Source organism: Flavobacterium sp., assembly GCF_031363805.1.
Taxonomy (GTDB): Bacteria; Bacteroidota; Bacteroidia; order Flavobacteriales; family Flavobacteriaceae; genus Flavobacterium.
On sequence record NZ_JANLVD010000095.1, the window covers coordinates 18,021 to 44,448 of the forward strand.

Here is a 26,428-nt window from a genome sequence, read left to right on the forward strand (position 1 = left end):
CTAGACTTTTTATAAAATTTTATATGTTTATTAAAAAGTAAAAGCCTGTTAAAATTTTTTATTCCCTTCATTTTATTTTTGAATTATCTGACATTTTATATATTATTTTAAATAATTATGCAAAATAATATGATTTATAAAAGGCATTTAACTAATTGATTTTCATTTATTTAAAAAATAATTTAATTTTAAATTTAACATTAAATTGTATTTTATTACGGTTTAACCATACCAATTTACAAAAAACATTATTACATTTGTATGGTTAAACCGTAACAAATGTTAAAATTTTGAAACCTAATATAAAGTTACCGAGTAAAAACAAACAGTTAAAAAATCCCAAATTTTTCTGAACTGTTATTAAAAACTTAACCTATGCTAATGAAATGAAAACTATTCTTCTTTCTCTATTAATGCTGTTTGCTATATTAGGAAATGCGCAGTGTCCTTACCCAACAGTCAATACTGATTATGGCACAACACAAACTTTTTGTGTGGATAATCCAAACAACGTTATAAATATTTCCAACATCAATACAACCAAATTTCTTTTGGTAAATGTAGTTCAAGGTTTTAAATACAACTTTTCTGTTGGAGATGTTTATGCCGGAAATACTGAAAACCTAAATGTGTATAATGCCACAACAAATGCTTCGCTTGTATTTGCATCAGGCGCAACTGGTGCATCTATTACCAATTGGACAGCCACATATTCTGGACAAATTAAAATAATTTTATCTCTAGATGCTTGTGTTCAAACCAACGCCACCAATGTTTTAATAACCATAGGCTTAGTAGCCGTTGGCAATACTTTTGACAATCAAAATGCCACTGGAACAAACACTTGGGTTGGACATGTTTACAATTTTTTGGGCTCGTCATCTCCAGGAGGAGCATCGCCACTAACACCAGCCAATAGTATTCCATTTGATAGTCCAAGTTATGTTGGTTATTTTAACATTGGAACAGAAGCTTTTGCACAAGCAGCTGGGAATAATGTTTGCATTCCTGTTTTATCGAACGGAGCCGCTCTCACCAATTTAAGAACTGAAACTTATGCAATAAGATATAAAATGACATCTACAAGAGCTGCAGGATGTTACATTGTAACATTTAGAGGCGATGATGGAATTAGGTTATACAATGATGGCGTTTTGGTGTTTAACAGCTGGATTATACAACCTCCTACAAATTATAATAATGTACTTATTTATCTGGACGGAAGTGCAGATTTAGTGTATGATTATTATGAAAACGACGGTCAAAACGAAGCTAGTTTTAGTTTAACACCTTTTAACAATAGTTCAAATACTGTAGCAACACCAACAAGTCCAATAGTTTGCTCGGGTGTTACACCAGCTCAATTAAATGGTTCCAATTATTCATATAATGGATCAACTGTAAATCCTTCCATAGCATTTCAATGGCAATCATCTACAGATAATTTTACTTTCACGAATATAAGTGGCGCAACAAATGAAGATTACACACCACCAGCAGTAACTGCTCCAACAGCAGATATAATTATTTATTACAGAAGAGTATTGTCGGCAGCATCCAACTCGAGTGGTTGTAATTTTGCCAGCAATTCTGTTTCCATAACAACAGCTACAAATGCAGCTCCTGTGGCAACGGCTGGAACTGGAATTACATGTAGTCAATTTACGGCCAATTGGAATGCGGTTACAAACGCAACAAATTACACTATTGATGTGTCAACAACATCAAGTTTTGCTACATTCTTACCTGGTTATAATAACGCAAATGTCGGCAATGTAACATCGATTAATATTACAGGAATTACAACAACTACAGTATATTATCGAATAAGAGCAGTAGGATCTTGTAACACAACATCATATTCAAATGTAATTACTGTAAATACAATTACGACAACATGGAATGGAACGGCTTGGTCAAATGGAACGCCAACATTATCAACAGCAGTTATTATTAATGGAAACTATGATACCACGGCTTTGCCAAGTTTTGATGCTTGTAGCGTAAATGTGAATAGTCCGTTTGTGGTAACAATAGTAGCCAATAAAAATATTAACATTCAAAACCAACTCGCGGTGGCTACTGGATCTACATTTACTGTAAATGATGATGCTTCTTTAGTTCAAATAAATAACAATGCTGTAAACTCAGGAAATATTAATCTATTGAGAAATGCTGACATTCGTTTGCAAGATTATGTTTATTGGTCATCGCCAGTAGAAAATTTTTCGTTGCCAAGTGTATCTCCATCAACACCATCAAATTATTTTTGGAAATGGAATACCACAGTTTCAAATACAAATGGCGGTCAAGGAAATTGGCAAAACACATCAGAAATTATGGTTGCGGCAAAAGGTTATATTGTAAGAGCGCCAAGTGGCTGGAATGCATCTACACCAACAGCATTTACAGCTACATTTGCTGGAAAACCCAATAGTGGAATCATTACAACACACATAGAAAGAGGCAGTTATACAACTGCAAATTATTCGGGCACAAATGGAGTACTAATAACAAAATTTAGCGATAACTGGAATTTGGTAGGAAATCCGTATCCATCTGCGATAAGTGCTAATGCATTTTTGATTGCAAATACAAATATTCAAGGTGCGATAAGAATTTGGACTCACGCTACATTGCCATTAAACACAACAAATCCGTTTTATAATAGTTTTGCCTATAATTATACACCCAATGATTATATAGTATACAATGGTACTGGAACCACAAGTGGCCCTACTGGTTTCAATGGTTTTATTGGTGCAGGACAAGCATTTTTTGTGGTTATGAATGACGGTGCTGCAACTACTAGTGCAGTAACATTTGATAATGCAATGCGAAATAAATCGTATAACAATAGCCAATTTTATAAAAATTTAAACATTACAAAAAATACCGAAAATATTGAAAAACACAGAATTTGGTTGGATTTGGTTTCTCCAAATAGGGAATCTATTAGATCACTAATTGGTTATGTTGAAGGCGCAACAGATGATGATGACCGTATGTTTGATGCTTATACAAGTTATAAACCAGCATTTAATTTATATTCGATTTTAAATGATGAAATATTATCTATTCAAGGTAAAAGCTTGCCGTTTTTAAATTCAGATACCGTGCCCATTGGTATAAAAATATCCACAAACGGAACCTACACCATTGCAGTTGCTGCGGTAGATGGTTTATTTGAAAACGGGAATCAAACTATTTATTTGGAAGATAAAATATTAAATACTGTTCACAACTTAACTGCTTCTCCCTATGAGTTCGATGCTATTCAAGGAATTCATAATGACAGATTTCTTTTGAGATATAATGATGCTACCTTATCAAATACAGATTTTAATTCTTTAAATAATACAGTATCAGTATCGGTTTTAAATAATGATATTAAAATTAATTCTTTGCAGGAAAATATCAAAAACTTGGTTATTTATGATGTTTTGGGCAGGATTTTAATTTCAAAAAACAATTTGAACGTCAAGCAATTTGACATCAACACATTATTAAAAAATAATCAGGCTCTGATTGTAAAAGTCATATTAGAAAATGATCGGGTTATAACTAAAAAAATAGTTTTTTAATTTTTAATACAAGGAAGCAACCTTTTTTTCTTAACGAAGCACACAAAGATTATTTCTTAGTGTGCTTTATTTTTTAGAAAATTTTGTTGAAAACTTATATACTCTATATCGTATAAAACACTTATTTTTACTAAAAATAATTTCGATATAAAATGAGTTCAGAAAAAGAAGCCAAATTAAAAGCCTTACAGCTTACGCTTGATAAGTTAGATAAAACATACGGAAAAGGAACAGTCATGAAAATGGGCGATAAAGCCGTGGAGGAAGTAGAAACAATTTCTTCAGGATCGCTAGGTTTGGATTTAGCTTTGGGCGTAAACGGATATCCAAGAGGTAGAGTTATTGAAATATACGGACCAGAATCGTCAGGAAAAACTACATTGACACTTCATGCCATTGCAGAAGCACAAAAAGCAGGAGGAATTGCTGCTTTTATAGATGCTGAACATGCATTCGACCGTTTTTATGCTCAAAAATTAGGAGTTGATATAGACAACTTAATTATTTCCCAACCAGACAATGGTGAACAAGCTTTGGAAATTGCAGAAAACCTAATTCGTTCTGGTGCTATAGACATCGTAGTGATTGACTCTGTAGCTGCTTTAACACCAAAAAGTGAAATTGAAGGCGAAATGGGAGATTCAAAAATGGGTCTTCACGCTCGTTTGATGTCGCAAGCATTAAGAAAATTGACTGGAACCATCAGCAAAACAAAATGTACCGTTTTCTTCATAAACCAACTTCGTGAAAAAATTGGGGTCATGTTTGGAAATCCAGAAACCACAACTGGAGGAAATGCGTTAAAATTTTATGCATCGGTGCGTTTGGATATTCGACGCTCCACACAAATAAAAGATGGAGACAATGTATTGGGTAACAGAACCAAAGTAAAAGTAGTTAAAAACAAAGTGGCTCCACCCTTCAAAACCGCAGAATTTGATATTATGTATGGAGAAGGAATTTCAAAAACAGGCGAAATTTTGGATTTGGCTGTTGAGTTTGAAATTATCAGAAAAGCGGGTTCTTGGTTTAGCTATGGCGACACCAAACTAGGTCAGGGTCGAGATGCGGTAAAGGGATTAATAAAAGACAATCCCGAACTGGCAGAAGAACTCGAAATAAAAATTAAAGATCATATTAAAGAATCAAATAAGTAATATAGAAGCCCAAATTTATTTTTGGGCTTTTTTTATACGCCAACGCAACCATTTAAAAATTTAGTATCTTTATAATACCCTAAGCGATTATTTATGAAGAAGATAGTATTAATATTTGTAGCGTTACTGCTATTTTTTGGATGTAGCCCGAATGATGAAAACAACACTAAGTTTCATTTGGAATTGCTTCCAATTCATAGCTCAACATTTCCAGCACAATTCACCCAAGATGTGGAATATGATATTCCCATACAATTTATAAAACCCAGCAATTGTAACGTTTTTGAAGGTTTTTATTATGATAAAAATTTAAATATTAGAACAATTGCAATTCAAAGCAGTGTTTTGGAACAAGACAATTGCATAGTAGCGCCTCAACCACCCTCGACACAAATTTTACGATTCAAACCTACTACGGAAACTAGTTATGTTTTTAAATTGTGGAAAGGTGTAGATGCTAGTGGAGCAGATATTTATCAAGAAATTACCATTCCAGTTATTCCATAAAAAATTATGATTTGAGTTTAGAAATACTCATACAGGGTTGTTTAGAGAAAAATACAAAGGCACAACAGGAATTATACCAACTATTTTCTGGTAAGTTCTTTGGTGTATGCCTTAAGTATTCTCGCAACTATGTAGAAGCCGAGGACAATCTACAAGATGGCTTTTTAATCATTTTTGAAAAAATAAATCAATACAATTTTTCTGGATCTTTTGAAGGTTGGGCAAAACGAATTATGATAAATAATGTGTTACAACAATACAGAAAGGCGCCATTTTTAGAATTGGTAAACGATTTGGTCGACGATTCATCATTTGAAATAGAAGATGAAAATGTAAGCTTAGATTTTTTATTAAAAATAATTCAAGAATTGCCAGATAAATACAGATTGGTTTTCAATTTATATGTCATGGACGGTTACACACACAAAGAAATTGCAGAAATGCTAAACATATCCGACGGAACGAGCAAGTCAAATTTGTCTAGAGCGAAAATGATATTAAAAGAAAAAATAGAAACAGCACACCAAGAAATAATGCCTTCAGCAAAATGAGTGATAAAAAAAACATAGAACGGCTTTTTCAAGAAAAATTCAAAGATTATGAAGTAAATCCTGTCCCAGAAGTTTGGGATAATATTGCTTCAAAACTTGAGAAAAAAGAAAATAAAAAACGTATTTTTCCAATTTGGTTCAAAATAATTGGAATTGCTGCGAGTTTGGTGATCGGATATTTTATAATAGATAATTATTCAGGAAATAAAAATTTTAATGAAACAAATGGCAATACTACTGTTGTAAATTCTGAAAAACATTCAGGTGAAGTAGATGATTCAGTTTTGAAAAAGAATGTCAATGGCAATTTCAATAACAAAAAATCAAATTCTAATAATTATAAGGAAAATTTAGTTTCTTCGGACAAAAAAAATAATGATAATTTCAATGGCAATGACAAAAAATCAAATTATAAAAATGGTAATTCTAAAGATGATTTAGTTTCTTCTGATAATAAAAATAAGGACAACTTCAATGGCGAAGACAAAAAATCAAACATTAAAAAAGTTGATTCTAAAGAAAATTTAGTTTCTTCAGACAAAAAAAGTAATGAAAATGTAAATTTCAAAGACAAAAAATCAAATTACAAAAATGGCAATTCTAAAGATGATTTAGTTTCTTCGGACAAAAAAAGTAATGAAACTGTAAATTTCAAAGACAAAAAATCAAATTACAAAAATTACAATTCAAATAAAGATGATTTAGTTTCTTCGGACAAAAAAAATAATGAAAATGTCAATTTCAATGACAAAAAATCAAATTACAAAAATTACAATTCTAAAGATGATTTAGTTTCTTCTAAAGACAGAAACAAAGCAGATCAAAAATCTGTCAAAAATGATGTTTCAAAAAATATAATTAATAAAAAAATAACATCATCAGAAACAAATAGAATTGCAAGCGAAATGAAAAATGAATCGAATAAAAAGCAAAAAATCTTTAAAAAATCAAAATCTGATGACGCTTTAAATCAAACCAATGATAAAACTGAAATCGTACAGAATGATCAATCCAAAAAATTAAAATCTTCTTTAGATTCAGAAAAAAATACTGACTTAAATGAAAATAAATCAACTCGTATAGTTTCAAATAACACTGAATTAAATTATAAAAATCCAAAAGATTCAATTGCTCTTGCTGAAATTATTGAAAATCCATTGGATAAAATTTTAAAAGAAAAACAAGCCAAAGAAAAAATAGAAGAAAAACCGATGGCAGAAAAATTGAACAAATGGAAAGTTCGTCCAAATGTAGCACCAATGTTCATGAATGCATCTGGAGGTTCTCCAATACACGAGATTTTTGGAGACAATAAAAAGGATTATGAAAACAACCTTAGCATAGGTTTAGGAGTTGATTATGCGCTATCCAATAAATTTTCTGTAAGAACTGGCGTTAATAAATTCGATTTGGGCTACAACACCAATGACATTGTTTTTTATGCAGACTTGTCCGCAAAAAATACGATTTCTAAAAATAATCCCATTCAAACTATAAATATGAAAGGTGATGCACAAAATATGGTCATTGAAGATAAAAAAACTGGAAAATCCAACGAATTGGCAACACAAAGTAAAGACGAAGGTTATTTGAACCAGCGTTTTGGATACTTTGAAATTCCTGTTGAAGTTTCATATAAATTGATTGATAAAAAATTTGGAATTCAAATCATAACAGGTTTAAGCACACTTTTTCTAAATAATAATCAGGTTTCAATAGTTTCCGCAGGCAGATCTACAATTTTAGGCGAAGCCAATAACTTAAACAAAATTCATTTTAGTTCCAACATTGGTTTGGGTTTTAAATATAGCTTTTGGAAATCGTTTGAAGCCAATTTCGAACCTACATTTAAATATCAAATAAATACATTTAATGATAATTCCGGAAATTTTAATCCATATTTGGTTGGACTGTATTCTGGAATAAGTTACAGATTTTAAATTACAATTGCACAAAACTGATTAATATTCTATAAATTTTACAATTAAAAAAAATATCCTACAGACAATTGGCCTACCGCATTTTTAAAATCAAGATTTTTATCAACTTTAGTAATTCCAAAAGTATATCGTCCTTGTAAAAAAATATTTTCTGTCAATTTGATTCCCAAACCACTTGCCATGGCAAAGTCAAACTCATTAATATTTGTTGATGCATCCACTTTTTTTGATAATAAGTATGAAAATTGTGGGCCAGCTTCAATGCTTAAAACTTTTCCGAGATACAATTTCGCTAAAATTGGAACAGACATATAACCCAATTCTGATTTGTATTCTTGAACTAAATTTTTATAGGATGCACCTTGTGTAGAATATAAAAATTCTGGCTGCAAAGACAAAGCCTTAGATAACTTTATTTCTGAAACAAGCCCAAGATGATAACTGGCAATGGCTTTTGTTTGAAAGGTACTACTTTCAAAATTTGAATAATTTCCACCAGCTTTAATTCCTATTTTAATCAATTGTGCATTCGAAAAATTAAATACAAAAAGTATCAATCCTAAACTATAAATTACATTTTTCATAATTATTTAATTTGAAGTTCCTTTTGTAATAACTCAAAACCAATCGTTTAATTGCTTTTTAAAAAGTTAAGAATTTCAAAAATTCAATTTCAAAATGTTAATTAACAATAAAAAAAAGCCGATTTGAAATTTCAAATCTGCTTTAATATTTATTGATTTTCTATAATTTATAAATCAAACTTAATTCCTTGTGCCAAAGGCAAGCTTGTAGTATAATTGATAGTATTGGTTTGTCTTCTCATGTATATTTTCCAAGCATCAGAACCAGATTCTCTTCCACCACCTGTTTCTTTTTCTCCACCAAAAGCACCTCCAATTTCTGCTCCAGAAGTTCCAATGTTTACATTGGCAATGCCACAATCCGATCCTTGTACAGATAAGAAATGTTCTGCTTCACGCAAATTATTGGTCATAATTGCCGATGACAAACCTTGTGCCACACCGTTTTGAGATGCCAAAGCATTTTCTACAGTTCCAGAATATTTCAATAAATATAAAACTGGCGCAAATGTTTCGTGTTGTACAATTTCATATTCATTTTTGGCTTCGGCAATAGCTGGTTTCACATAGCAACCACTTTCGTAACCTTCACCAGAAAGTACGCCGCCTTCAACCAAAATTTTTCCGCCTTCTGCAACTACTTTTGTCAAAGCGCTGTTGTACATTTCTACAGCGTGAACATCAATTAGTGGTCCAACATGGTTTTTTTCGTCTAGTGGATTTCCGATTTTTAATTGTCCGTAAGCTGAAACAATAGCATCGCGAACTTTATCATAAATACTTTCGTGAATAATTAGTCTACGAGTTGAGGTACAACGTTGTCCTGCGGTTCCAACGGCTCCAAAAACAGCACCAATAACAGTCATTTTTATATCTGCATCTGGCGTAACAATAATGGCATTGTTTCCACCCAATTCTAATAAAGATTTTCCTAAACGACCCGCAACAGCTTGTGCTACAATTTTTCCCATTCGGGTTGATCCCGTTGCGGAAATTAATGGAACTCTTTTGTCGTTTGTCATTAATTCACCTACTTTATAATCGCCATTGATCAAACAGGAAATTCCTTCTGGAAGGTTGTTTTCTTTGATTACTTCTGCGATTATATTTTGACAAGCTATACCGCAAAGTGGCGTTTTTTCTGATGGTTTCCAAACGCAAACATCGCCACAAATCCAAGCCAAAGCCGTATTCCAAGCCCAAACCGCTACTGGAAAATTAAATGCCGAAATAATTCCGACAATTCCCATTGGATGGTATTGCTCATACATTCTGTGTCCTGGACGTTCAGAATGCATCGTTAATCCATGAAGTTGGCGAGAAAGCCCAACAGCAAAATCGCAAATATCTATCATTTCTTGTACTTCACCATAACCTTCTTGCAGCGATTTCCCCATTTCGTAGGAAACCAATTTTCCTAAAGCTTCTTTATTTTTACGTAATTTTTCTCCAAACTGACGCACAATTTCGCCACGTTGTGGCGCAGGCATCAATCGGAAAGTTTTAAAAGCTTCGGTTGCAGATTGCATTACTTTTTCGTAATCTTCTTTGGTGGTCGTTTTTACAGATCCTATGAGTTGCCCATCAACTGGTGAATAACTTTCAAGGATTTCGCCAGAAGAAAAATGATTTATTCCTGTAGAAGTACCTTGGTTTACAGCCAATATTCCAAGTTGTTTAAGTGCTTCGGTCATGCCGAATTGTTGTGCTATTGTTGCCATTTGTTTTGATTTATTTTCTGCAAAGATATCGTTTAGAGTTGATATTTACCAATAAACTAGTCGTTAGATTTTTAGCCCCGATAGCAGTGGAAATCCTTTTTTGCAATTTGTCATATTGAGCTTGTCGAAATGTAAAATTGCAAAAAAGATTGGAACGTATAGCGGGAATAGCTCCAAATAAAAATCTATTGCTTATTTTTGCAATCAATTAAATTAAATTATGATTCAGAATCCACAACGATATACGATTACTGCGGCTTTGCCCTACACAAACGGACCTATTCATATTGGACATTTGGCGGGTGTTTACGTGCCTTCAGATATTTATGCACGCTATTTGCGACTACAAGGAAAAGATGTGGCGTTTATGTGCGGAAGCGATGAACATGGCGTGGCAATTTCTATGAAAGCCAAAAAGGAAGGCATTTCGCCTCAAGAAGTGATTGATAAATATGACGGAATTATTAGAAAATCATTTTTAGATTTTGGGATTTCATTTGATAATTATTCGAGGACTTCGGCAAAAATTCACCATGATACAGCTTCGGAATTTTTTAAGAAATTGTATGATAACAACGACTTTATTGAAGAAGTGACCGAGCAATTGTATGATGCAAAAGCCAATCAGTTTTTGGCGGATCGTTTTGTAGTTGGAACTTGTCCGAAATGCGACAATCCAGAAGCTTATGGAGATCAATGCGAAAATTGTGGATCGACTTTAAACGCAACGGATTTAATTAACCCAAAATCAACCATTACTGGTGAAATTCCTATTTTAAAATCCACAAAACATTGGTTTTTGCCTTTGGATAGATACCAGGATTTTTTGAAGGAATGGATTCTAGTTGGTCACGCCAAAGATTGGAAAACCAATGTGTTGGGTCAAGTAAAATCATGGTTGGACGATGGTTTGAAACCTCGTGCTGTAACCCGAGATTTGGATTGGGGAATTGATGTTCCTGTGGCTGGAGCCGAAGGCAAAAAATTATATGTTTGGTTCGATGCGCCAATAGGATACATTTCAGCAACCAAGGAATGGGCTGCTCGCGAAGGCAAAAACTGGGAAGATTATTGGAAAAAAGAAGATACGAAACTGGTTCATTTTATAGGAAAAGACAATATTGTTTTTCACTGCATTATTTTTCCAGCCATGTTAAAAGCCGAAGGAAGTTATATTTTGCCAGACAACGTGCCAGCCAACGAGTTTTTGAATCTGGAAGGAAATAAATTATCGACTTCTAAGAATTGGGCGGTTTGGCTGCATGAATATTTGGAAGATTTTCCGAATCAACAAGATTCATTGCGATATGCCTTGACAGCGAATGCACCCGAAACAAAGGATAATGATTTTACTTGGAAAGATTTTCAGGGGAGAAATAATAATGAATTGGCTGCTATTTTCGGAAATTTTATCAATCGTGTTGTGGTTTTGACCAATAAATATTATGATGGAATTGTACCAATGCCAAACGAATTTTCGGAAGTTGATGAAAGAACATTGACCGAATTAAAGGCTTATCCAGCCGTTATTTCTTCTTCTGTTGAAAGATACAGATTTCGGGAAGCACAAGGTGAGTTAATGAATGTGGCACGATTAGGAAATAAATATTTGGCTGATGAAGAACCTTGGAAAATGGTCAAAACCGATCCTGAAAGAGTAAAAACACAAATGTATGTGGCATTACAAATTGCGGCAGCGTTACAAATTTTATGTGAACCTTTTTTACCGTTTACTTCCGCTAAATTATCTAAAATTCTAAATCTCAATATCACATCGAGCGCAGTCGAGATGACTTGGGAAACAGTTTCTGAAACCTCAGATTTGTTAAAAACAGGTCATAAAATAGGTGAAGCCGAAATACTATTTCCTCAAATAGAAGATACGGAAATACAAAAACAAATAGACAAACTGGAAGCTACAAAAACGGCAAATAAGGAACAGATTGCTTCGTCCCTCGCAATGACAGAACCTCAAAAAGATCTAATTCAATTTGAAGATTTTGCCAAAATGGATATTCGTACAGGAACTATTCTGGAAGCCGAAAAAATGCCAAAAGCCAACAAACTTTTGGTTTTAAAAATTGATACCGGAATTGATATTCGAACTATTGTTTCAGGAATTGCTGAGCATTTTTCGCCTGAAGAAATTATTGGAAAAAGTGTGACAGTTTTAGTAAATCTAGCCCCAAGAAACCTTCGTGGGGTTGATAGTCAAGGTATGATTTTGATGACAAATTTACCTGATGGAAAATTGGTCTTTGTAAATCCTGATGTGGATGGGGTGGATAATGGGGAAACAATCTCGTAGATGCGTTGCATTGCAACGTATCCGCATTGCAACGTATTTTGCAACGTATCAAATGTAAAACAATTAAATTAAAAATTAATGCCATTAAAATTCCAAAATAAATATAGAATCAAATCTATTCGATTAAAAAATTGGGATTACAGAAATAATGGCGCCTATTTTATAACAATTTGCACCCAAAACAGAAGACATTTTTTTGGTGAAATTATTGATAAAAAAATGGAATTAAACGAAATAGGATTGTTAGCAAACAATTTTTGGGCAGAAATTCCAAATCATTTTCCATTCGTAGAATTGGGAAATTTTCAAATAATGCCAAATCATATGCATGGAATTTTAATCGTAGATGCGTTGGACTGCAACGTATCAAATAATGATCAAAATGATTCAAATCAAAATGATTCAAATCAAAATGATGCAAATCAAAATGATTCAAATCAAAATGATTCAAATCAGAATTTTTTAAATCAAAATGATTCAAATCAAAATGATTCAAATCAATCAGATACGTTGCAATGCAACGCATCTACGGGAAATAAAAATGAATTTTTATCTAAAATTTCACCTAAATCTGGGTCGATTTCTACCATAATTCGTTCTTATAAATCGGTTGTTTCAAAAAATTCACGTCTGATAAATCCTGAATTTCAATGGCAATCAGGATTTCACGATCATATTGTTCGCAATTCAGAATCATTTGATAATATTCAAAACTATATAGAAAACAATCCAATTAATTGGAAGGAAGACACATTTTATACCTAACCATGAACCTAAAAGTAATCGCTTTCGATGCCGACGACACACTTTTCGTAAACGAACCCTACTTTCAAGAAGTAGAGCAAAAATTCTGCGCATTAATGCAGGATTATTTGTCACACCAAGGATTGTCGCAAGAATTATTCAAGACAGAAATTGAAAATCTAGATTTATATGGCTACGGAATTAAAGGCTACATTTTGTCCATGATTGAAGCCGCAATGAAAATTTCTAACAATACCATTTCACTAGAAATTATAGAAAAAATAATCATTTACGGCAAAGAATTGCTTCAAAAACCCATTGAATTACTTGATGGTGTTGAAGAAACTCTAAAAGCATTATCTGGAAAATACAAACTTATTGTAGCTACAAAAGGCGATTTGAAAGACCAACAAAGCAAATTGCATCGATCTGGTTTGGGACATTATTTTCATCATATCGAAGTCATGGCAGACAAGCAAGAAATCAATTATCAAAAACTACTCAAACGTTTGGAAATTGAAGCCAGCGAGTTTTTTATGATAGGAAATTCCTTGAAGTCGGACGTTTTGCCAGTATTGGGAATTGGTGGTTATGCGGTTCATATTCCATTTCACACAACCTGGGAACACGAAAAAATAAGTCACAAAGTAGAACATGCCAATTTTAAAACTTTTGAAAAAATTACCGAAGTTTTATCCATTTTATTAAAAGTTTAACCACTAATTCGCTAATTTGCTGAAACAATTTTATAAAATTCGCGAATTAGCGGTAAAATTATAATGAACCAAAAATTAAATATCGATACTTGGAACCGTAAAGAACATTATTTGTTTTTTAAACAAATGGAAGAACCCTTTTTTGGCATTACAACGACTATTGATTGTTCCAAAGGCTATTTAAAAGCTAAAGAACTTGGCGTTTCTTTTTTCAGCTTTTATCTTCATAAAGTATTAGTTGCTGTCAATAAAATCGAATGTTTTCGCTATCGAATTATAGAAAATGAAGTGTTTATTTTTGATCAAATTGATGCTTCAGCTACCATTATGCGAGAAGATAATTCTTTTGGATTTTCATTAATGGAATTTTCTGAAAACTTGAATGTATTTTCAGAAAATGTTTCCAAAGAAATAGAACGCGTTCGTCAAACTACTGGTCTTTTTACGAGAGATTTTGGTGAAAATTTAGTCCATTTTTCAACACTACCTTGGGTTAACTTCACATCGCTATCGCACGCCAGAAGTTTTACATTTCCAGATAGTTGTCCGAAAATTTCTTTTGGAAAAATAATGGATGAAAACGATAAAAAAACATTTTCTATGTCGATTCACGTACACCACGGATTGATGGATGGTTACGACGTTGGGCAATTTGTCAATCTGTTTCAAGAATTAATGAACCAATAATGCTACCAATTGCTTTTCATCCCATTTACAAACATCCTTTGCCTGCGGAACACCGTTTCCCCATGTTGAAATATGAACTACTTCCGCAACAATTACTACATGAAGGCACGGCCGAAAATTCAGATTTTTTTGAACCTGAAATAGCAGATTTAAAATACATATTCGCAGTTCATGAAAAAGAATATGTCAATCATTTATTACATCTTACATTAGATTCAAAATCAGCACGAAAAATTGGTTTTCCACTATCTGCTGAACTTATTGAAAGAGAACTACGCATTGCCAACGGAACTATTTTAGGTTCCGAAAAGTCTTTGCAAACTGGCATTTCATTTAATATCGCTGGAGGAACACATCACGCCTATTCAAATCGTGGCGAAGCCTTTTGTATGCTGAATGATCAAGCTGTTGGCGCACAATATTTATTAGATAAAAAATTAGCTTCTAAAATTTTAATTGTAGATCTCGATGTACATCAAGGGAATGGAACAGCAGAAATATTCTCAAATAATGCTAAAGTTTTCACTTTTTCCATGCATGGAAAAACAAATTATCCGTTCAAAAAAGAAACTTCAGATTTGGATATTGCCTTGGAAGATAATACTTCTGACGATTTATATTTATCTATATTAAATGAGACGTTTCCAAAACTCATAGAAAATCAAAAGCCCGATTTTATCTTTTATTTGGCAGGTGTCGATATTTTAGAAACCGATAAATTAGGAAAATTATCTTGTACAATTAATGGTTGCAGGAAACGGGATGAAATTGTTCTATCAGCTTGTAAAAAAATGCAAATTCCACTTCAGGTCAGTATGGGCGGTGGCTATTCACCAGAAATTAAAACAATAATCGAAGCCCACGCCAATACTTATCGAACAGCCAAACAAATTTTCGGATAAGTTTCGTTAAAAATCTATTAACTTAATAATTAGTTCTTTCAAACTTTGTAACTTTGTACTCCAATAACTCTTTAAGATAAAATTATGTACCCAGAAGAAATGGTAAAACCAATGCGTGACGAATTAGTCAACGTAGGTTTTCATGAATCACATACAGCACAAGATGTAGAAAATATAATTGCAAAAGAAGGAACGACACTAGTTGTAGTAAACTCTGTTTGTGGTTGTGCTGCTAGAAATGCACGTCCAGGAGCATCAATGAGTTTAGACAACAGTAAAAAACCAACAAATTTGGTGACTGTTTTCGCAGGTGTCGATAAAGAAGCGGTTGATGCAGCCCGAAAATTAATGTTTCCTTTTCCACCATCGTCACCAAGTATGGCATTATTCAAAAATGGAGAATTGGTTCACATGTTAGAACGCCATCATATTGAAGGTCGTCCAGCGGAATTAATTGCAGAAAATTTAAAGGACGCTTATAACGAATATTGCTAACAATATTTTAAAATGCAAATCTAAACCACGTTTTGCGTGGTTTTTTTATCTAAAAAAGTTATATTTGGCGCAAATTTCTAATAAAATGGAAAAAATAATATCGTATCCAATTTCAATTATTTACTATTTGTGTTTTATCACTTGTCTTTTGATATTTCATCCAATTCAATGGCTGTGTTTGAATCTTCTTGGATATCAAGCACACAAAAAAAGTGTTGATTATTTGAATTTTTGTTTGGTAAAATGTACTAATTTGTTAGGCACAACCTATCATTTTGAAAATATAAATTCGATTCCAAAAAACGCACCAATTATATTTGTAGCCAATCACCAAAGTATGTACGATATTATTGCAATTATTTGGTATTTGCGTCGTTTCCATGCCAAATTTGTAAGCAAAAAAGAATTGGGAAAAGGCGTGCCTAGTGTTTCTTTCAATTTGCGACACGGAGGTTCTGTACTTATTGACAGAAAAGATCCAAAACAAGCAATTGCAGCAATATCTGGATTATCAAAATATATAGAAAAAAATAAACGATCGGCAGTAATTTTCCCTGAAGGAACTAGAAGTAAAACAGGAATTCCAAAGAAATTTTCTGAAAGTGGACTCAAAATGCTTTGCAAATATGCACCATCTGCATATATTGTTCCTATTTCGATAAATAATTCTTGGAAAATGGTTAAATTTGGAAGTTTTCCAATGGGTTTGGGTAGCAGTCTAAAATTTATTATCCATCCGCCAATTGCGGTCAAAGATTTTTCTTTTGAAGAAATAATGATCCGCACAGAAAACGCCGTAGTAAAATCAATAAAATAAGAAATATTTTTGAGTTTTGTAAGTAATTGTAATTCTCAAATCCTAAATCCTAAATAAAAATGTCAACATATAATGTTCGCTTAGAGGTAATGAAATCATTGGAAAACAAAGTCAATGGATTTGTTGACCAATTTTTAATTCCTATTGAAAAAATTTGGCAACCCACAGATTTTTTGCCCAATTCAGAAAATGAAAACTTTTTTGAAGAAGTAAAAGAATTAAGAGAAATTGCCAAAGAATTGCCTTATGATTTTTGGGTAACCCTTGTGGGTGATACAATTACAGAGGAAGCACTTCCAACATATGAATCTTGGTTAATGGATGTTGATGGTGTGGGTCAAGTGGAGAACAATGGCTGGTCGAAATGGGTTCGCCAATGGACAAGCGAAGAAAATCGTCATGGCGATTTGCTCAATAAATACTTGTATTTATCTGGCAGAGTAAACATGCGAGAAATCGAAATAACGACCCAACATCTTATTGCCGATGGTTTCGATATTGGAACTGGTCGAGACCCTTATAAAAACTTCGTTTACACCAGTTTTCAGGAATTGGCAACCTATATTTCTCACAATCGTGTAGCTCAAATGGCCAAACAATATGGCGACAATAAATTATCAAAAATTTGCAAAATGATTGCAGGCGATGAAATGCGCCACCATCATGCTTACTCAGAATTTGTAACCCAAATTTTCAAGATCGATCCAAGCGAAATGCTGTTGGCTTTTAACCACATGATGAAACAAAAAATAGTCATGCCGGCACAATTTCTACGAGAATCTGGCGAAAAAATAAGCTCTGCATTTTTAAATTTTTCAGATTCAGCACAACGAATTGGAGTTTATACCGCCAACGATTATGTGGATATTATGCAAAAATTAATCGAAAAATGGGAAATTAGCGCCCTTTCTGGATTAACTGATGAAGCAGAAAAAGCTCGCGATTATCTAATGAAACTGCCTGCCAGAATGGCCAAAGTATCGGAAAGATTAATTATTCCAGTAGAATCGCAAATATTTAAATGGGTAGAACCAGCCATGGTAAGATAAAATTTTGGAGCACAACATTTGAGTTTCCTTTCAGCCATTTTCCCGCTTTCGCCTTTATCTTTTTTATGGGTTTATCCTTCGACAAGCTCAGGACAAAACCATAAAAAAGGATACCGGCTTAATCGGGGCTAAAAAGTAACTTTTGTCTTCTATTAAACTTTTTATTGTAGTTAATAAACATATAATATTCGTGAAAATTAGTGCAATTCGTGTCTATTTTCTACAATTACAATTTAATAAATATGCCAATAATAGAAAAAACAATATCATTTGTAAAGCAAAAACTAAAAAATGCCGAAGGCGGACACGATTGGTTTCACATAGAAAGAGTTTATAAAAATGCAATTCTTATTGCCAAAGAAGAAATTTGCGATGAAATTGTAGTGAAATTGGGCGCTTTGCTTCACGATATCGCTGACAGCAAGTTTCACAATGGCGATGAAACCGTTGGTCCAAAAATAGCACGTGAATTTTTAGAATCTGAAAATGTAGCCGAAAATATTATTGAACATGTGGTTAATATCATCAATAATATTTCATTTAAAGGTGGTAATTTCGAAAAAAAATTCAAATCAATCGAACTTGATATTGTGCAGGATGCTGACAGGCTCGATGCTATTGGCGCCATTGGAATTGCGAGAGCATTCAATTATGGAGGTTTTAAAAACAGACAGTTATACAATCCTGAAATAAAACCAAATTTGTCCATGTCAAAAGAGGAATACAAAAATTCTGAATCACCTACAATCAATCATTTTTACGAAAAATTGTTACTTTTGAAAAATAAAATGAATACAAAAACCGGAAAAAAAATAGCACAAAATCGACATGAATATATGGAAGCTTTCCTAACTCAATTCTATGATGAATGCAATGGGAAAAAATAATTGATCTGAACTATTTTAAATGAAACATTACAATTATATTTTTACAGGTTCGGGATTATCAGCTTTGATGGTTGTTTTTAAAATGATTCAATCTGAAAAATTCCAAGACAAAACTATTTTACTCATCGATGAAAATTCTAAAAAAACCAATGACAGAACTTGGTGTTTTTGGGAAAAATCAAATGGCGAATTTGATGTTGTTGTTTCCAAAAAATGGAATTCAGCATTGTTTGCCAATCAAAAATTCAGTCGTGAGTTAGATTTCGAACCTTATCAATACAAAATGATTCGCGGTTTGGATTTTTATAGTTATATTTTTGACACTATTTCAAAACAAGGAAATGTTACATTTCTCAATAAAAAAGTAATCGATTTTTCAGATTTAGATTCAAAAGTTGTAATAAAAACCGAAACAGAAAGCTTTACTTGCGACAAGCTTTTCAATAGCATTTACAACCCAGAAATTGTAAAATCGCAAAACAAATATCCATTATTATCACAACATTTTATTGGTTGGTTTGTCAAAACCAAAGCCGAAGTTTTCAATCCTGATCGAGCCACTTTTATGGATTTTTCCATTGAGCAAAAAGGCAATACAAAATTTATGTATGTTTTGCCAACTTCTACAACCGAAGCATTGCTTGAACCTACATTATTTTCTCATCATTTATTAAAAAAAGAGGAATATGAAGCTGAAATTCAACTTTATTTAAAAAAACTTGGTGTTTCAGATTTTGAAATAACAGAAAAAGAACAAGGCAATATTCCAATGACTTGTTATTTATTTTGGAAACATAATACAAAAAACATCATTAACATTGGCTCTGCTGGAGGTTGGACAAAAGCAAGCACGGGTTTTACATTCAGACACACCACAAAAAAAGCAAAAAAATTAGTTGATTTTATTCAAAAGAATTCAGATTTTAGAAAATTTCATAAAAAAGACAAATTTTGGTTTTATGATTTGTTGTTTTTGGATGTTTTAGATAAAAACAATGAGTTGGGCTCGAAAGTTTTTTCATCATTATTCAAAAAAGGAAATCCAAGTTTGGTTTTAAAATTTTTAGATCATGAAACTTCTTATTTGGAAGATTTTCAAGTCATGTTAAAATGTCCAAAAATTCCTTTTGTCAAAGCACTTTTAGGAAGAATTTTTAGGTTTTAAATTTTATTTTTAACAAATCAGTGTAAATCTGCAAAATCCGCGTCATCTGCGTTCCAAATCTTTCATAAACTATGAATTTTTTTTAATAAATAGTATTAAATTTGCCTCCATATATAAAAACAGTATGTTACAAATTGCATTCATCAGAGAAAATCAAGAAAAAGTAATTAAAGCGTTGGCAAAACGAAATATCGATGTCACAAAAACTGTTCGTGAAGTTGTATTTATCGACGAAAACCGTCGTGCTACCCAACTCGAAATGGACAATATATTATCTGAAACCAACAAATTATCCAAAGATATTGGCGATTTAATGAAATCTGGTGAAAAGTCAAAAGCCGAAATCTTAAAAGAAAAAGTGCATTCTTTAAAAGAAAAAAGCAAAGTTTTGTCCGAAAAAACCGATGCATATGCCAAAGAATTATTGGATAAACTATATTCATTACCCAACCTTCCAGCAGATCTTGTTCCAGAAGGCAAAACACCCGAAGAAAACCTAAACATTTTTGAAGAAGGTGAAATTCCTGTTTTGCACGGAAATGCATTACCACATTGGGATTTAATTAAAAAATATGATATTGTCGATTTTGAATTGGGAACTAAAATCACCGCGCCAGGATTTCCAGTTTATAAAGGAAAAGGAGCCAAATTGCAACGTGCCTTAATAGCCTATTTTTTAGATAAAAATACCGATGCTGGTTATACGGAATATCAAGTGCCACATTTGGTAAACGAAGCTTCTGCCTATGGAACGGGACAATTGCCTGACAAGGAAGGACAAATGTACCACGATGCCAAAGATGATTTGTATCTTATTCCAACTGCCGAAGTTCCTGTAACCAATATTTTTAGAGATGTGATTTTACAAGAAAATGAATTGCCAGTTCTAGCAACGGGTTATACACCATGTTTCCGCAGAGAAGCAGGTTCTTGGGGCGCTCATGTTCGGGGTTTGAACCGTTTGCATCAGTTTGATAAGGTCGAAATTGTACGCATCGAACATCCTGAAAAATCCTATGAAGCCTTGGAAGGAATGGTGGAACATGTGAAAAATATTTTGCAAGAATTAAAATTACCTTACAGAATTTTAAGATTGTGTGGTGGCGATATGGGTTTTGCATCGGCTATGACATATGACTTTGAAGTTTTTTCAACAGCTCAAGATCGTTGGTTGGAAATATCATCAGTGTCCAATTTTGAAACTTTTCAATCAAATAGATTAAAGCTTCGTTTCAAAGGGAAAGATGGCAAAATGAATTTGGCACATACTTTGAACGGCAGTGCTTTGGCTTTGCCTAGAGTTTTGGCGGGCATTTTAGAAAATTATCAAACACCAGAAGGTATTATAATTCCAGAAGTATTGAGAAAATATACTGGCTTCGATATTATAAACTAGAATATTAAATATTTCATAAAGTTGTAATCATACTTTCAAATAAGATTAAATTGGTACTCTAATAATGTGTGTAGTAAATACAAATTATAATGAAAAAAATAGTTTTTTTGATAGTTGTATTCATTGTTTTATTAAGTTGTAAAAAAGTTGATTTTGCAGAAAATACTGTAAAAAAAGATTTGAAATTCAACTCACCTTACGAGGCATTTTATGAAAACCTAGAAACGGGTAAAATAACCGATACTGTTTTGGTACAAAACAAAACGCAAGTTTTTGGTTGTGGAACTGCAGCTTATGAATATTTTGAAGAATTAAAAAAATCGGGTTTAGATAAATATTATGTAAAGTACAATGATGTTTTGAGCGATACTCTTATTGTAAACAAATTTGCAAAAAAGCATAATACAAAAATCTTATGGGTGACAAGAGGTAATGAAGGTGAAAAAATGGAGTTATTAGATCCTATTATACATAAAAAGGCTAACTTAGAAAAAAGACTTTGGGCAACAAAAAACTTTATTAAATTTTCAGAAAATCCAATTACTATGGACGCTGTAACAATATATTATAGCATAGCTTACCCTATTGAAAAGAAATATTATGCCAAAGAATACAAAGTTTCTAGAGTAAATGAAAACTGGAAAAGTACTAAAATAAGCACTGAAAAATCTGAAATCAAAGATTTTGAAAATGCTTATTATCCTTTTTAAAAAAAGATTTTAAAGTAACAATGAAAAACTTTTTCACCTATATATATTTATTTTTTTCTGTAATTGGTTTTTCGCAACCAATTACAGCAATATCTGACTCATCAAATAGTAGACCCAACGAACAATTAGCTCAAAATTATTTTGATAGAGGAGAATTTGGCAAAGCAATTATAATATTTGAAAGTTTGGTAAAAAACCAACCCAATAACTACGTTTATTTTCAAAAGCAAGTGGCTTGTTACCAACAATTAGTCATGTTTGATAAAGCAGAAACCGTAATTTTGGCAAGAATAGAAAAAACAAGACAGCCTAATTTATATATCGAACTAGGATACAATTATCAATTACAAAAAGACAATCAAAAAGCAAATAAATATTACAAACTAGCACTTGAAAAGGTCAAAGAAAATCCAAATAATGTCTTTACTGTAGCACGAGATTTCGAGCAAAAAGTATTGATAAATGAGGCTATTGAAGCTTATAATTTGGGAAGTATTGGGAATCCAAATGCAAATTTTGAATATCAAATTGCACTTTTGCAAGGTCAATTGGGGAAAACAGATCTAATGATAGAAACTTTGATTGATTATGCATATAAAAATCCAATGAATTTGCCATTGGTTCAAAACCAGTTGACACGTTTTATTGCAGACGATTCCCAAAAACAATTTTCGGAAACACTAAAAAAATCTCTTTTAATAAAAACTCAAAAAACACCAGATGTTTTTTGGAATCAATTCATGAGTTGGTTTTTTGTACAACAAAAAGAATATGGAAAAGCTTTTATTCAGGAAAAGGCTATTTTCAAACGCAATCCAGAATACTTTGTCAATATTGTCAATTTGGCAAGATTGTCCATTCAAGAAAACGATACAGAAACAGCTCGAATAATTCTCGATTATATTTTACTAAACACCACAGATATTGAACTTCAAATGGAAGCCAATTATCAAATTTTAAATTTAGATATTGAAAAAGCTTCAACGATTGAATATCCTAAAATTCATGAAAAACTCAATTTATTGCTGAAAGAATATGGTATTTCGCCATATTCTTTAAAATTACAAATTTTAAAAGCACATTTTGAATCCTTTTATTTAAAAGAATTTGAATCTTCCAAATCAATTTTAAATGAAGCATTAAATTTGCAACTCAATAATTATCAGCGAGCAGAAGTAAAAATGGAATTGGCTGATGTTTTGCTTTTAGACCAAAAATTCAACCAAGCCATTATTTATTATGCTCAAATTGAAGACGATTTAAAAAATGATGAGATTGCACATGAAGCCAGTTTCAAAATGGCAAAAGCCAGCTATTTTAAATGCGATTTTGATTGGGCATTGAAACAATTTAAAGTTTTAAAATCATCTACATCGCAACTCATTGCAAACGATTCAATGGAATTATTTCTATTAATTAATGACAATACAGTAGAAGACAGCACGCAAGTAGCTTTGAAGAAGTTTGCCAAAGCTGACTTTTACAAATACCAAAACAAAAACCAAGAAGCTTTGCAAGATTTTAAAACTATTTTAGCACAACACAAAGGCGAAAGTATAGAAGATGTATCGATGCTTAGAATAGGGCAACTATATGAAAAAACAAATAATTTTCAAGAAGCATTAAATTATTATCAGCAAATAATCGATACTCATTCTGATGGAATATATGTAGACGAAGCTTTGTTTTTTTCGGCAGAAATCTACAGAAAAAATTTGTTAGATACCGAAAAGGCAAAATCAAATTATGAAAAAATAATATTCAAACACGAGGACAGTATTTACTTTGTAGAAGCCAGAAATAATTTCAGGAAACTTCGCGGAGATACCAATCTATAATTCGATTATTAGATTGTTAGATTATTCGATTCTTCGTAAAATAAATAATCTAACAATCGAATAATCGAATAATTTAACAATCGAACAATCCACAAATATGATAATATACAACGTAACAATCAACATTCACGAAAGTGTCCACGACCAATGGATGACTTGGATGCAAGAAAAACATATAAAAGAAATTTTAGCCACTGGAAAATTCACATCAGCTAGAATGGTCAAGGTTCTAATTGAAGAAGAAATGGGAGGAACAACCTATTCAATTCAATACACCACAGACAGTAAAGAAACTTTAGAAAAATATTATAAAGAAGATGCCCCAAGTTTCCGTGAAGAAGGAATAAAACTTTTTGGTGACAAAATGTTGGCTTTTAGAACAGAGTTGGAATTGATTTCGGAACATTAAATAAAGATTATTTGATTATTCGATTTTTCGAACAATGAAATAATCAAACAATCGATTATGGAAGCAGTAAAAGCAAAAAAACACCTCGGGCAACATTTTCTCAAAGATGAAAGCATCGCAAAAGCGATAGCCGATACTTTAAATCTGGAAGGTTACTCAGACATTTTAGAAATAGGGCCAGGAATGGGGGTTTTGACAAAATATTTGTTAGACAAACCAATTAATACTTATGTGATTGAGATCGACAAAGAATCTGTGGTATATTTAAACGACAACTATCCAAAACTTAAAGATAAAATTATTTGCCAAGATTTTTTGAAATACAATATCAATGAAATTTTCGAAGGCAAACAATTCGCTATCATTGGCAATTTCCCATACAACATTTCTACTCAAATTGTTTTTCGGGCTTTAGAATATCGGAACCAAATTCCAGAATTTTCAGGTATGTTTCAAAAAGAAGTAGCCCAACGCATATGCGAGAAGAAAGGAACTAAAGCTTACGGAATTTTATCGGTTTTGGTTCAAGCATTTTACGATGCTGAGTATTTATTCACCGTTGATGAAACTGTCTTTATTCCGCCACCAAAAGTAAAATCGGGCGTACTTCGTTTGCGTAGAAAAGAAAATTATGCTTTACCTTGTGGAGAAAAATTATTTTTCACTGTCGTAAAAACTGCTTTTCAACAACGTCGAAAAACTTTGCGCAATAGTTTAAAAACACTAAATTTGTCCGACAATTTGCGGGAACATGAAATTTTCAATCTTCGCCCTGAACAACTCAATGTAGCCCAATTTATAGAATTGACACAAAAAATAGAAGCCGATGGAATTTAAAATCAGCAAAGACCTAATAAAAGAATTAGAGCAACTTATTGAAAGTAAAAACAATTCCCAGCTTGAAGTTTTGCTAAATGATTTGCATCATGCTGACATTGCCGAAATTCTAGATGAGCTAGATTTTGATGAAGCTACTTATATTTTTCGACTTTTAGATTCAGAAAAAACAGCCGAAATTATACTTGAACTTGAAGACGATTTGCGGGAAAATATATTGAATCGCTTGTCTCCAAAAGAAATTGCCGAAGAGCTAGACGAACTGGAAACCAATGATGCCGCCGATATTATTGCAGAACTTTCTAAAAGCAAAAAAGAAGAAGTAATATCTGAACTTCAAGATGTTGAACATGCCAAGGACATTGTTGATTTATTACGATACAAAGAAGATACAGCAGGTGGAATCATGCACAAAGAACTCGTAAAAGTTTACGAAAATTGGAATGTCCTTACCTGCATAAAAGAAATGCGCATTCAGGCTGAAAATATTTCTCGAGTACACTCTATCTATGTTGTAGATGAACATGACAAATTATTGGGTAGATTATCGTTGAAGGATTTACTTACAACTTCTGCAAAAACGCCAATTAGTGAAGTTTATATCCGAAAATTGAATTCAGTAATGGTGGATACTGAAGATATTGAGGTAGCGAGAATCATGCAAAAATATGATTTAGAAGCCATTCCTGTTACCAACGAGTTAGGACGTTTGGTTGGCCGCATCACTATTGATGATATTCTTGATGTAATAAAAGATGAAGCCGACAAAGATTACCAATTGGCGGCTGGTATAACACAAGATGTAGAAGCAAACGACAGTGTACGAGAACTCACAAAAGCAAGATTACCTTGGTTACTTATTGGTATGTGTATAGAAATTGTGGCATCGTACATATTGAAAAGTAACGAAATGACCATGCGTACCTATTTTACTTTAATGATTTTTGTTCCACTACTATCTGCAACAGCTGGAAACGTTGGAGTACAAACATCGGCAATAGTTGTACAAGGATTGGCAAACGGAACACTCAAACAATTTTCAAGAAATTATTTTTCAAAAGAACTTACCGTGGCACTTATTTCTGGAACTATAATTTCTTTGCTATTACTAGCTTATCATTCCATAATGTATCCTGAATATTTAATTGTAGGTGTAGCTATAGCCATATCTATAATAGTTGTTATCCTTTTTGCAGCAACACTCGGAATATTGGTGCCGTTTTTCTTGCATAAAAACAAAATAGATCCAGCAATTGCCACTGGCCCTTTTGTTACTACTACTAACGATGTTTTTGGAATAATTATATATTTCACCGTAGCCAAATTGATTTTAGGATTCTAGAATAAAACTTTTTTCTAGTTAACAAGATTATTCTAAGTTTTATACATTTGTAGCAAGCAAATTAAAAATGAAAAAATCAATT

At 32.4% G+C, this 26,428-nt stretch carries 23 protein-coding genes; 21 read left to right on the forward strand and 2 right to left on the reverse strand.

Annotated elements, in window-relative coordinates; translation table 11 throughout:
• Window positions 1-386 precede the first annotated feature (386 nt).
• The 5 genes from RMN92_RS05735 to RMN92_RS05755 all read left to right on the forward strand — a co-directional run bounded on the left by RMN92_RS05735 (window position 387) and on the right by RMN92_RS05755 (window position 7,739).
• On the forward strand, window positions 387-3,584 hold the full coding sequence (locus RMN92_RS05735) for a T9SS sorting signal type C domain-containing protein (protein WP_309608509.1): 3,198 nt from the start codon (window positions 387-389) through the stop codon (window positions 3,582-3,584).
• Between the two features lie 152 nt (window positions 3,585-3,736).
• Window positions 3,737-4,741: a recombinase RecA gene (gene recA, locus RMN92_RS05740; RefSeq protein WP_309608510.1), complete on the forward strand. Its 1,005-nt coding sequence runs from the start codon at window positions 3,737-3,739 to the stop codon at window positions 4,739-4,741.
• Between the two features lie 93 nt (window positions 4,742-4,834).
• Entirely contained in the window at window positions 4,835-5,248 is a 414-nt protein-coding gene (locus RMN92_RS05745) for a hypothetical protein (protein ID WP_309608511.1), read from the forward strand.
• 11 nt (window positions 5,249-5,259) lie between these two features.
• The gene (locus RMN92_RS05750; RefSeq protein ID WP_309608512.1) at window positions 5,260-5,799 is read left to right on the forward strand and encodes a sigma-70 family RNA polymerase sigma factor; all 540 of its coding nucleotides are present in this window, start codon (window positions 5,260-5,262) and stop codon (window positions 5,797-5,799) included.
• Complete coding sequence (locus RMN92_RS05755; protein WP_309608514.1) at window positions 5,796-7,739, forward strand: outer membrane beta-barrel protein; 1,944 nt, start codon at window positions 5,796-5,798, stop codon at window positions 7,737-7,739. The genes RMN92_RS05750 and RMN92_RS05755 overlap by 4 nt, the downstream gene beginning before the upstream one ends.
• Window positions 7,740-7,783: 44 nt before the next feature.
• Here RMN92_RS05755 and RMN92_RS05760 read toward each other — a convergent pair whose 3' ends face one another.
• Together RMN92_RS05760 and RMN92_RS05765 are read right to left on the reverse strand one after the other, a co-directional pair.
• Entirely contained in the window at window positions 7,784-8,323 is a 540-nt protein-coding gene (locus RMN92_RS05760; RefSeq protein WP_309608515.1) for a porin family protein, read from the reverse strand.
• Window positions 8,324-8,490: 167 nt separating this feature from the next.
• On the reverse strand, window positions 8,491-10,044 hold the full coding sequence (locus RMN92_RS05765; protein WP_309608516.1) for an aldehyde dehydrogenase family protein: 1,554 nt from the start codon (window positions 10,042-10,044) through the stop codon (window positions 8,491-8,493).
• 220 nt (window positions 10,045-10,264) lie between these two features.
• On the opposite strand from RMN92_RS05765, the gene metG reads away from it, so the two are divergent.
• The 16 genes from metG to mgtE all read left to right on the forward strand — a co-directional run bounded on the left by metG (window position 10,265) and on the right by mgtE (window position 26,346).
• Window positions 10,265-12,352 carry a methionine--tRNA ligase gene (gene metG, locus RMN92_RS05770; protein WP_309608517.1) on the forward strand — a complete coding sequence of 696 codons (2,088 nt, stop codon included), beginning with the start codon at window positions 10,265-10,267 and terminating at the stop codon, window positions 12,350-12,352.
• 78 nt (window positions 12,353-12,430) lie between these two features.
• Window positions 12,431-13,117: a transposase gene (locus RMN92_RS05775; protein WP_309608518.1), complete on the forward strand. Its 687-nt coding sequence runs from the start codon at window positions 12,431-12,433 to the stop codon at window positions 13,115-13,117.
• 2 nt (window positions 13,118-13,119) lie between these two features.
• On the forward strand, window positions 13,120-13,812 hold the full coding sequence (locus RMN92_RS05780) for an HAD family hydrolase (protein ID WP_309608519.1): 693 nt from the start codon (window positions 13,120-13,122) through the stop codon (window positions 13,810-13,812).
• 63 nt (window positions 13,813-13,875) lie between these two features.
• Window positions 13,876-14,499 carry a chloramphenicol acetyltransferase gene (locus RMN92_RS05785; RefSeq protein ID WP_309608520.1) on the forward strand — a complete coding sequence of 208 codons (624 nt, stop codon included), beginning with the start codon at window positions 13,876-13,878 and terminating at the stop codon, window positions 14,497-14,499.
• Window positions 14,499-15,401, forward strand: a complete 903-nt coding sequence (locus RMN92_RS05790) for a histone deacetylase (RefSeq protein ID WP_309608521.1) — start codon at window positions 14,499-14,501, stop codon at window positions 15,399-15,401. The genes RMN92_RS05785 and RMN92_RS05790 overlap by 1 nt, the downstream gene beginning before the upstream one ends.
• A gap of 84 nt (window positions 15,402-15,485) precedes the next feature.
• Complete coding sequence (locus RMN92_RS05795; protein ID WP_309608522.1) at window positions 15,486-15,896, forward strand: BrxA/BrxB family bacilliredoxin; 411 nt, start codon at window positions 15,486-15,488, stop codon at window positions 15,894-15,896.
• An 85-nt stretch (window positions 15,897-15,981) separates the two neighbouring features.
• The gene (locus RMN92_RS05800; protein ID WP_309608523.1) at window positions 15,982-16,713 is read left to right on the forward strand and encodes a lysophospholipid acyltransferase family protein; all 732 of its coding nucleotides are present in this window, start codon (window positions 15,982-15,984) and stop codon (window positions 16,711-16,713) included.
• 59 nt (window positions 16,714-16,772) lie between these two features.
• On the forward strand, window positions 16,773-17,762 hold the full coding sequence (locus RMN92_RS05805) for an acyl-ACP desaturase (protein WP_309608524.1): 990 nt from the start codon (window positions 16,773-16,775) through the stop codon (window positions 17,760-17,762).
• 242 nt (window positions 17,763-18,004) lie between these two features.
• A complete protein-coding gene (locus RMN92_RS05810; RefSeq protein WP_309608525.1) occupies window positions 18,005-18,649 on the forward strand; it encodes an HD domain-containing protein in 645 nt (214 codons plus the stop codon).
• A gap of 19 nt (window positions 18,650-18,668) precedes the next feature.
• On the forward strand, window positions 18,669-19,814 hold the full coding sequence (locus tag RMN92_RS05815) for a lycopene cyclase family protein (RefSeq protein ID WP_309608526.1): 1,146 nt from the start codon (window positions 18,669-18,671) through the stop codon (window positions 19,812-19,814).
• Between the two features lie 124 nt (window positions 19,815-19,938).
• Complete coding sequence (gene serS / locus RMN92_RS05820) at window positions 19,939-21,210, forward strand: serine--tRNA ligase (RefSeq protein ID WP_309608527.1); 1,272 nt, start codon at window positions 19,939-19,941, stop codon at window positions 21,208-21,210.
• An 89-nt stretch (window positions 21,211-21,299) separates the two neighbouring features.
• On the forward strand, window positions 21,300-21,920 hold the full coding sequence (locus RMN92_RS05825) for a hypothetical protein (RefSeq protein WP_309608528.1): 621 nt from the start codon (window positions 21,300-21,302) through the stop codon (window positions 21,918-21,920).
• 20 nt (window positions 21,921-21,940) lie between these two features.
• Window positions 21,941-23,758 (forward strand): tetratricopeptide repeat protein, encoded by a 1,818-nt coding sequence (locus RMN92_RS05830; protein WP_309608529.1) that lies wholly within the window; start codon window positions 21,941-21,943, stop codon window positions 23,756-23,758.
• 97 nt (window positions 23,759-23,855) lie between these two features.
• The gene (locus RMN92_RS05835; RefSeq protein ID WP_309608530.1) at window positions 23,856-24,167 is read left to right on the forward strand and encodes a DUF4286 family protein; all 312 of its coding nucleotides are present in this window, start codon (window positions 23,856-23,858) and stop codon (window positions 24,165-24,167) included.
• 57 nt (window positions 24,168-24,224) lie between these two features.
• Window positions 24,225-25,004 carry a 16S rRNA (adenine(1518)-N(6)/adenine(1519)-N(6))-dimethyltransferase RsmA gene (gene rsmA, locus RMN92_RS05840; RefSeq protein ID WP_309608531.1) on the forward strand — a complete coding sequence of 260 codons (780 nt, stop codon included), beginning with the start codon at window positions 24,225-24,227 and terminating at the stop codon, window positions 25,002-25,004.
• A complete protein-coding gene (mgtE, locus tag RMN92_RS05845; protein ID WP_309608532.1) occupies window positions 24,994-26,346 on the forward strand; it encodes a magnesium transporter in 1,353 nt (450 codons plus the stop codon). The genes rsmA and mgtE overlap by 11 nt, the downstream gene beginning before the upstream one ends.
• Window positions 26,347-26,428: the final 82 nt, after the last annotated feature.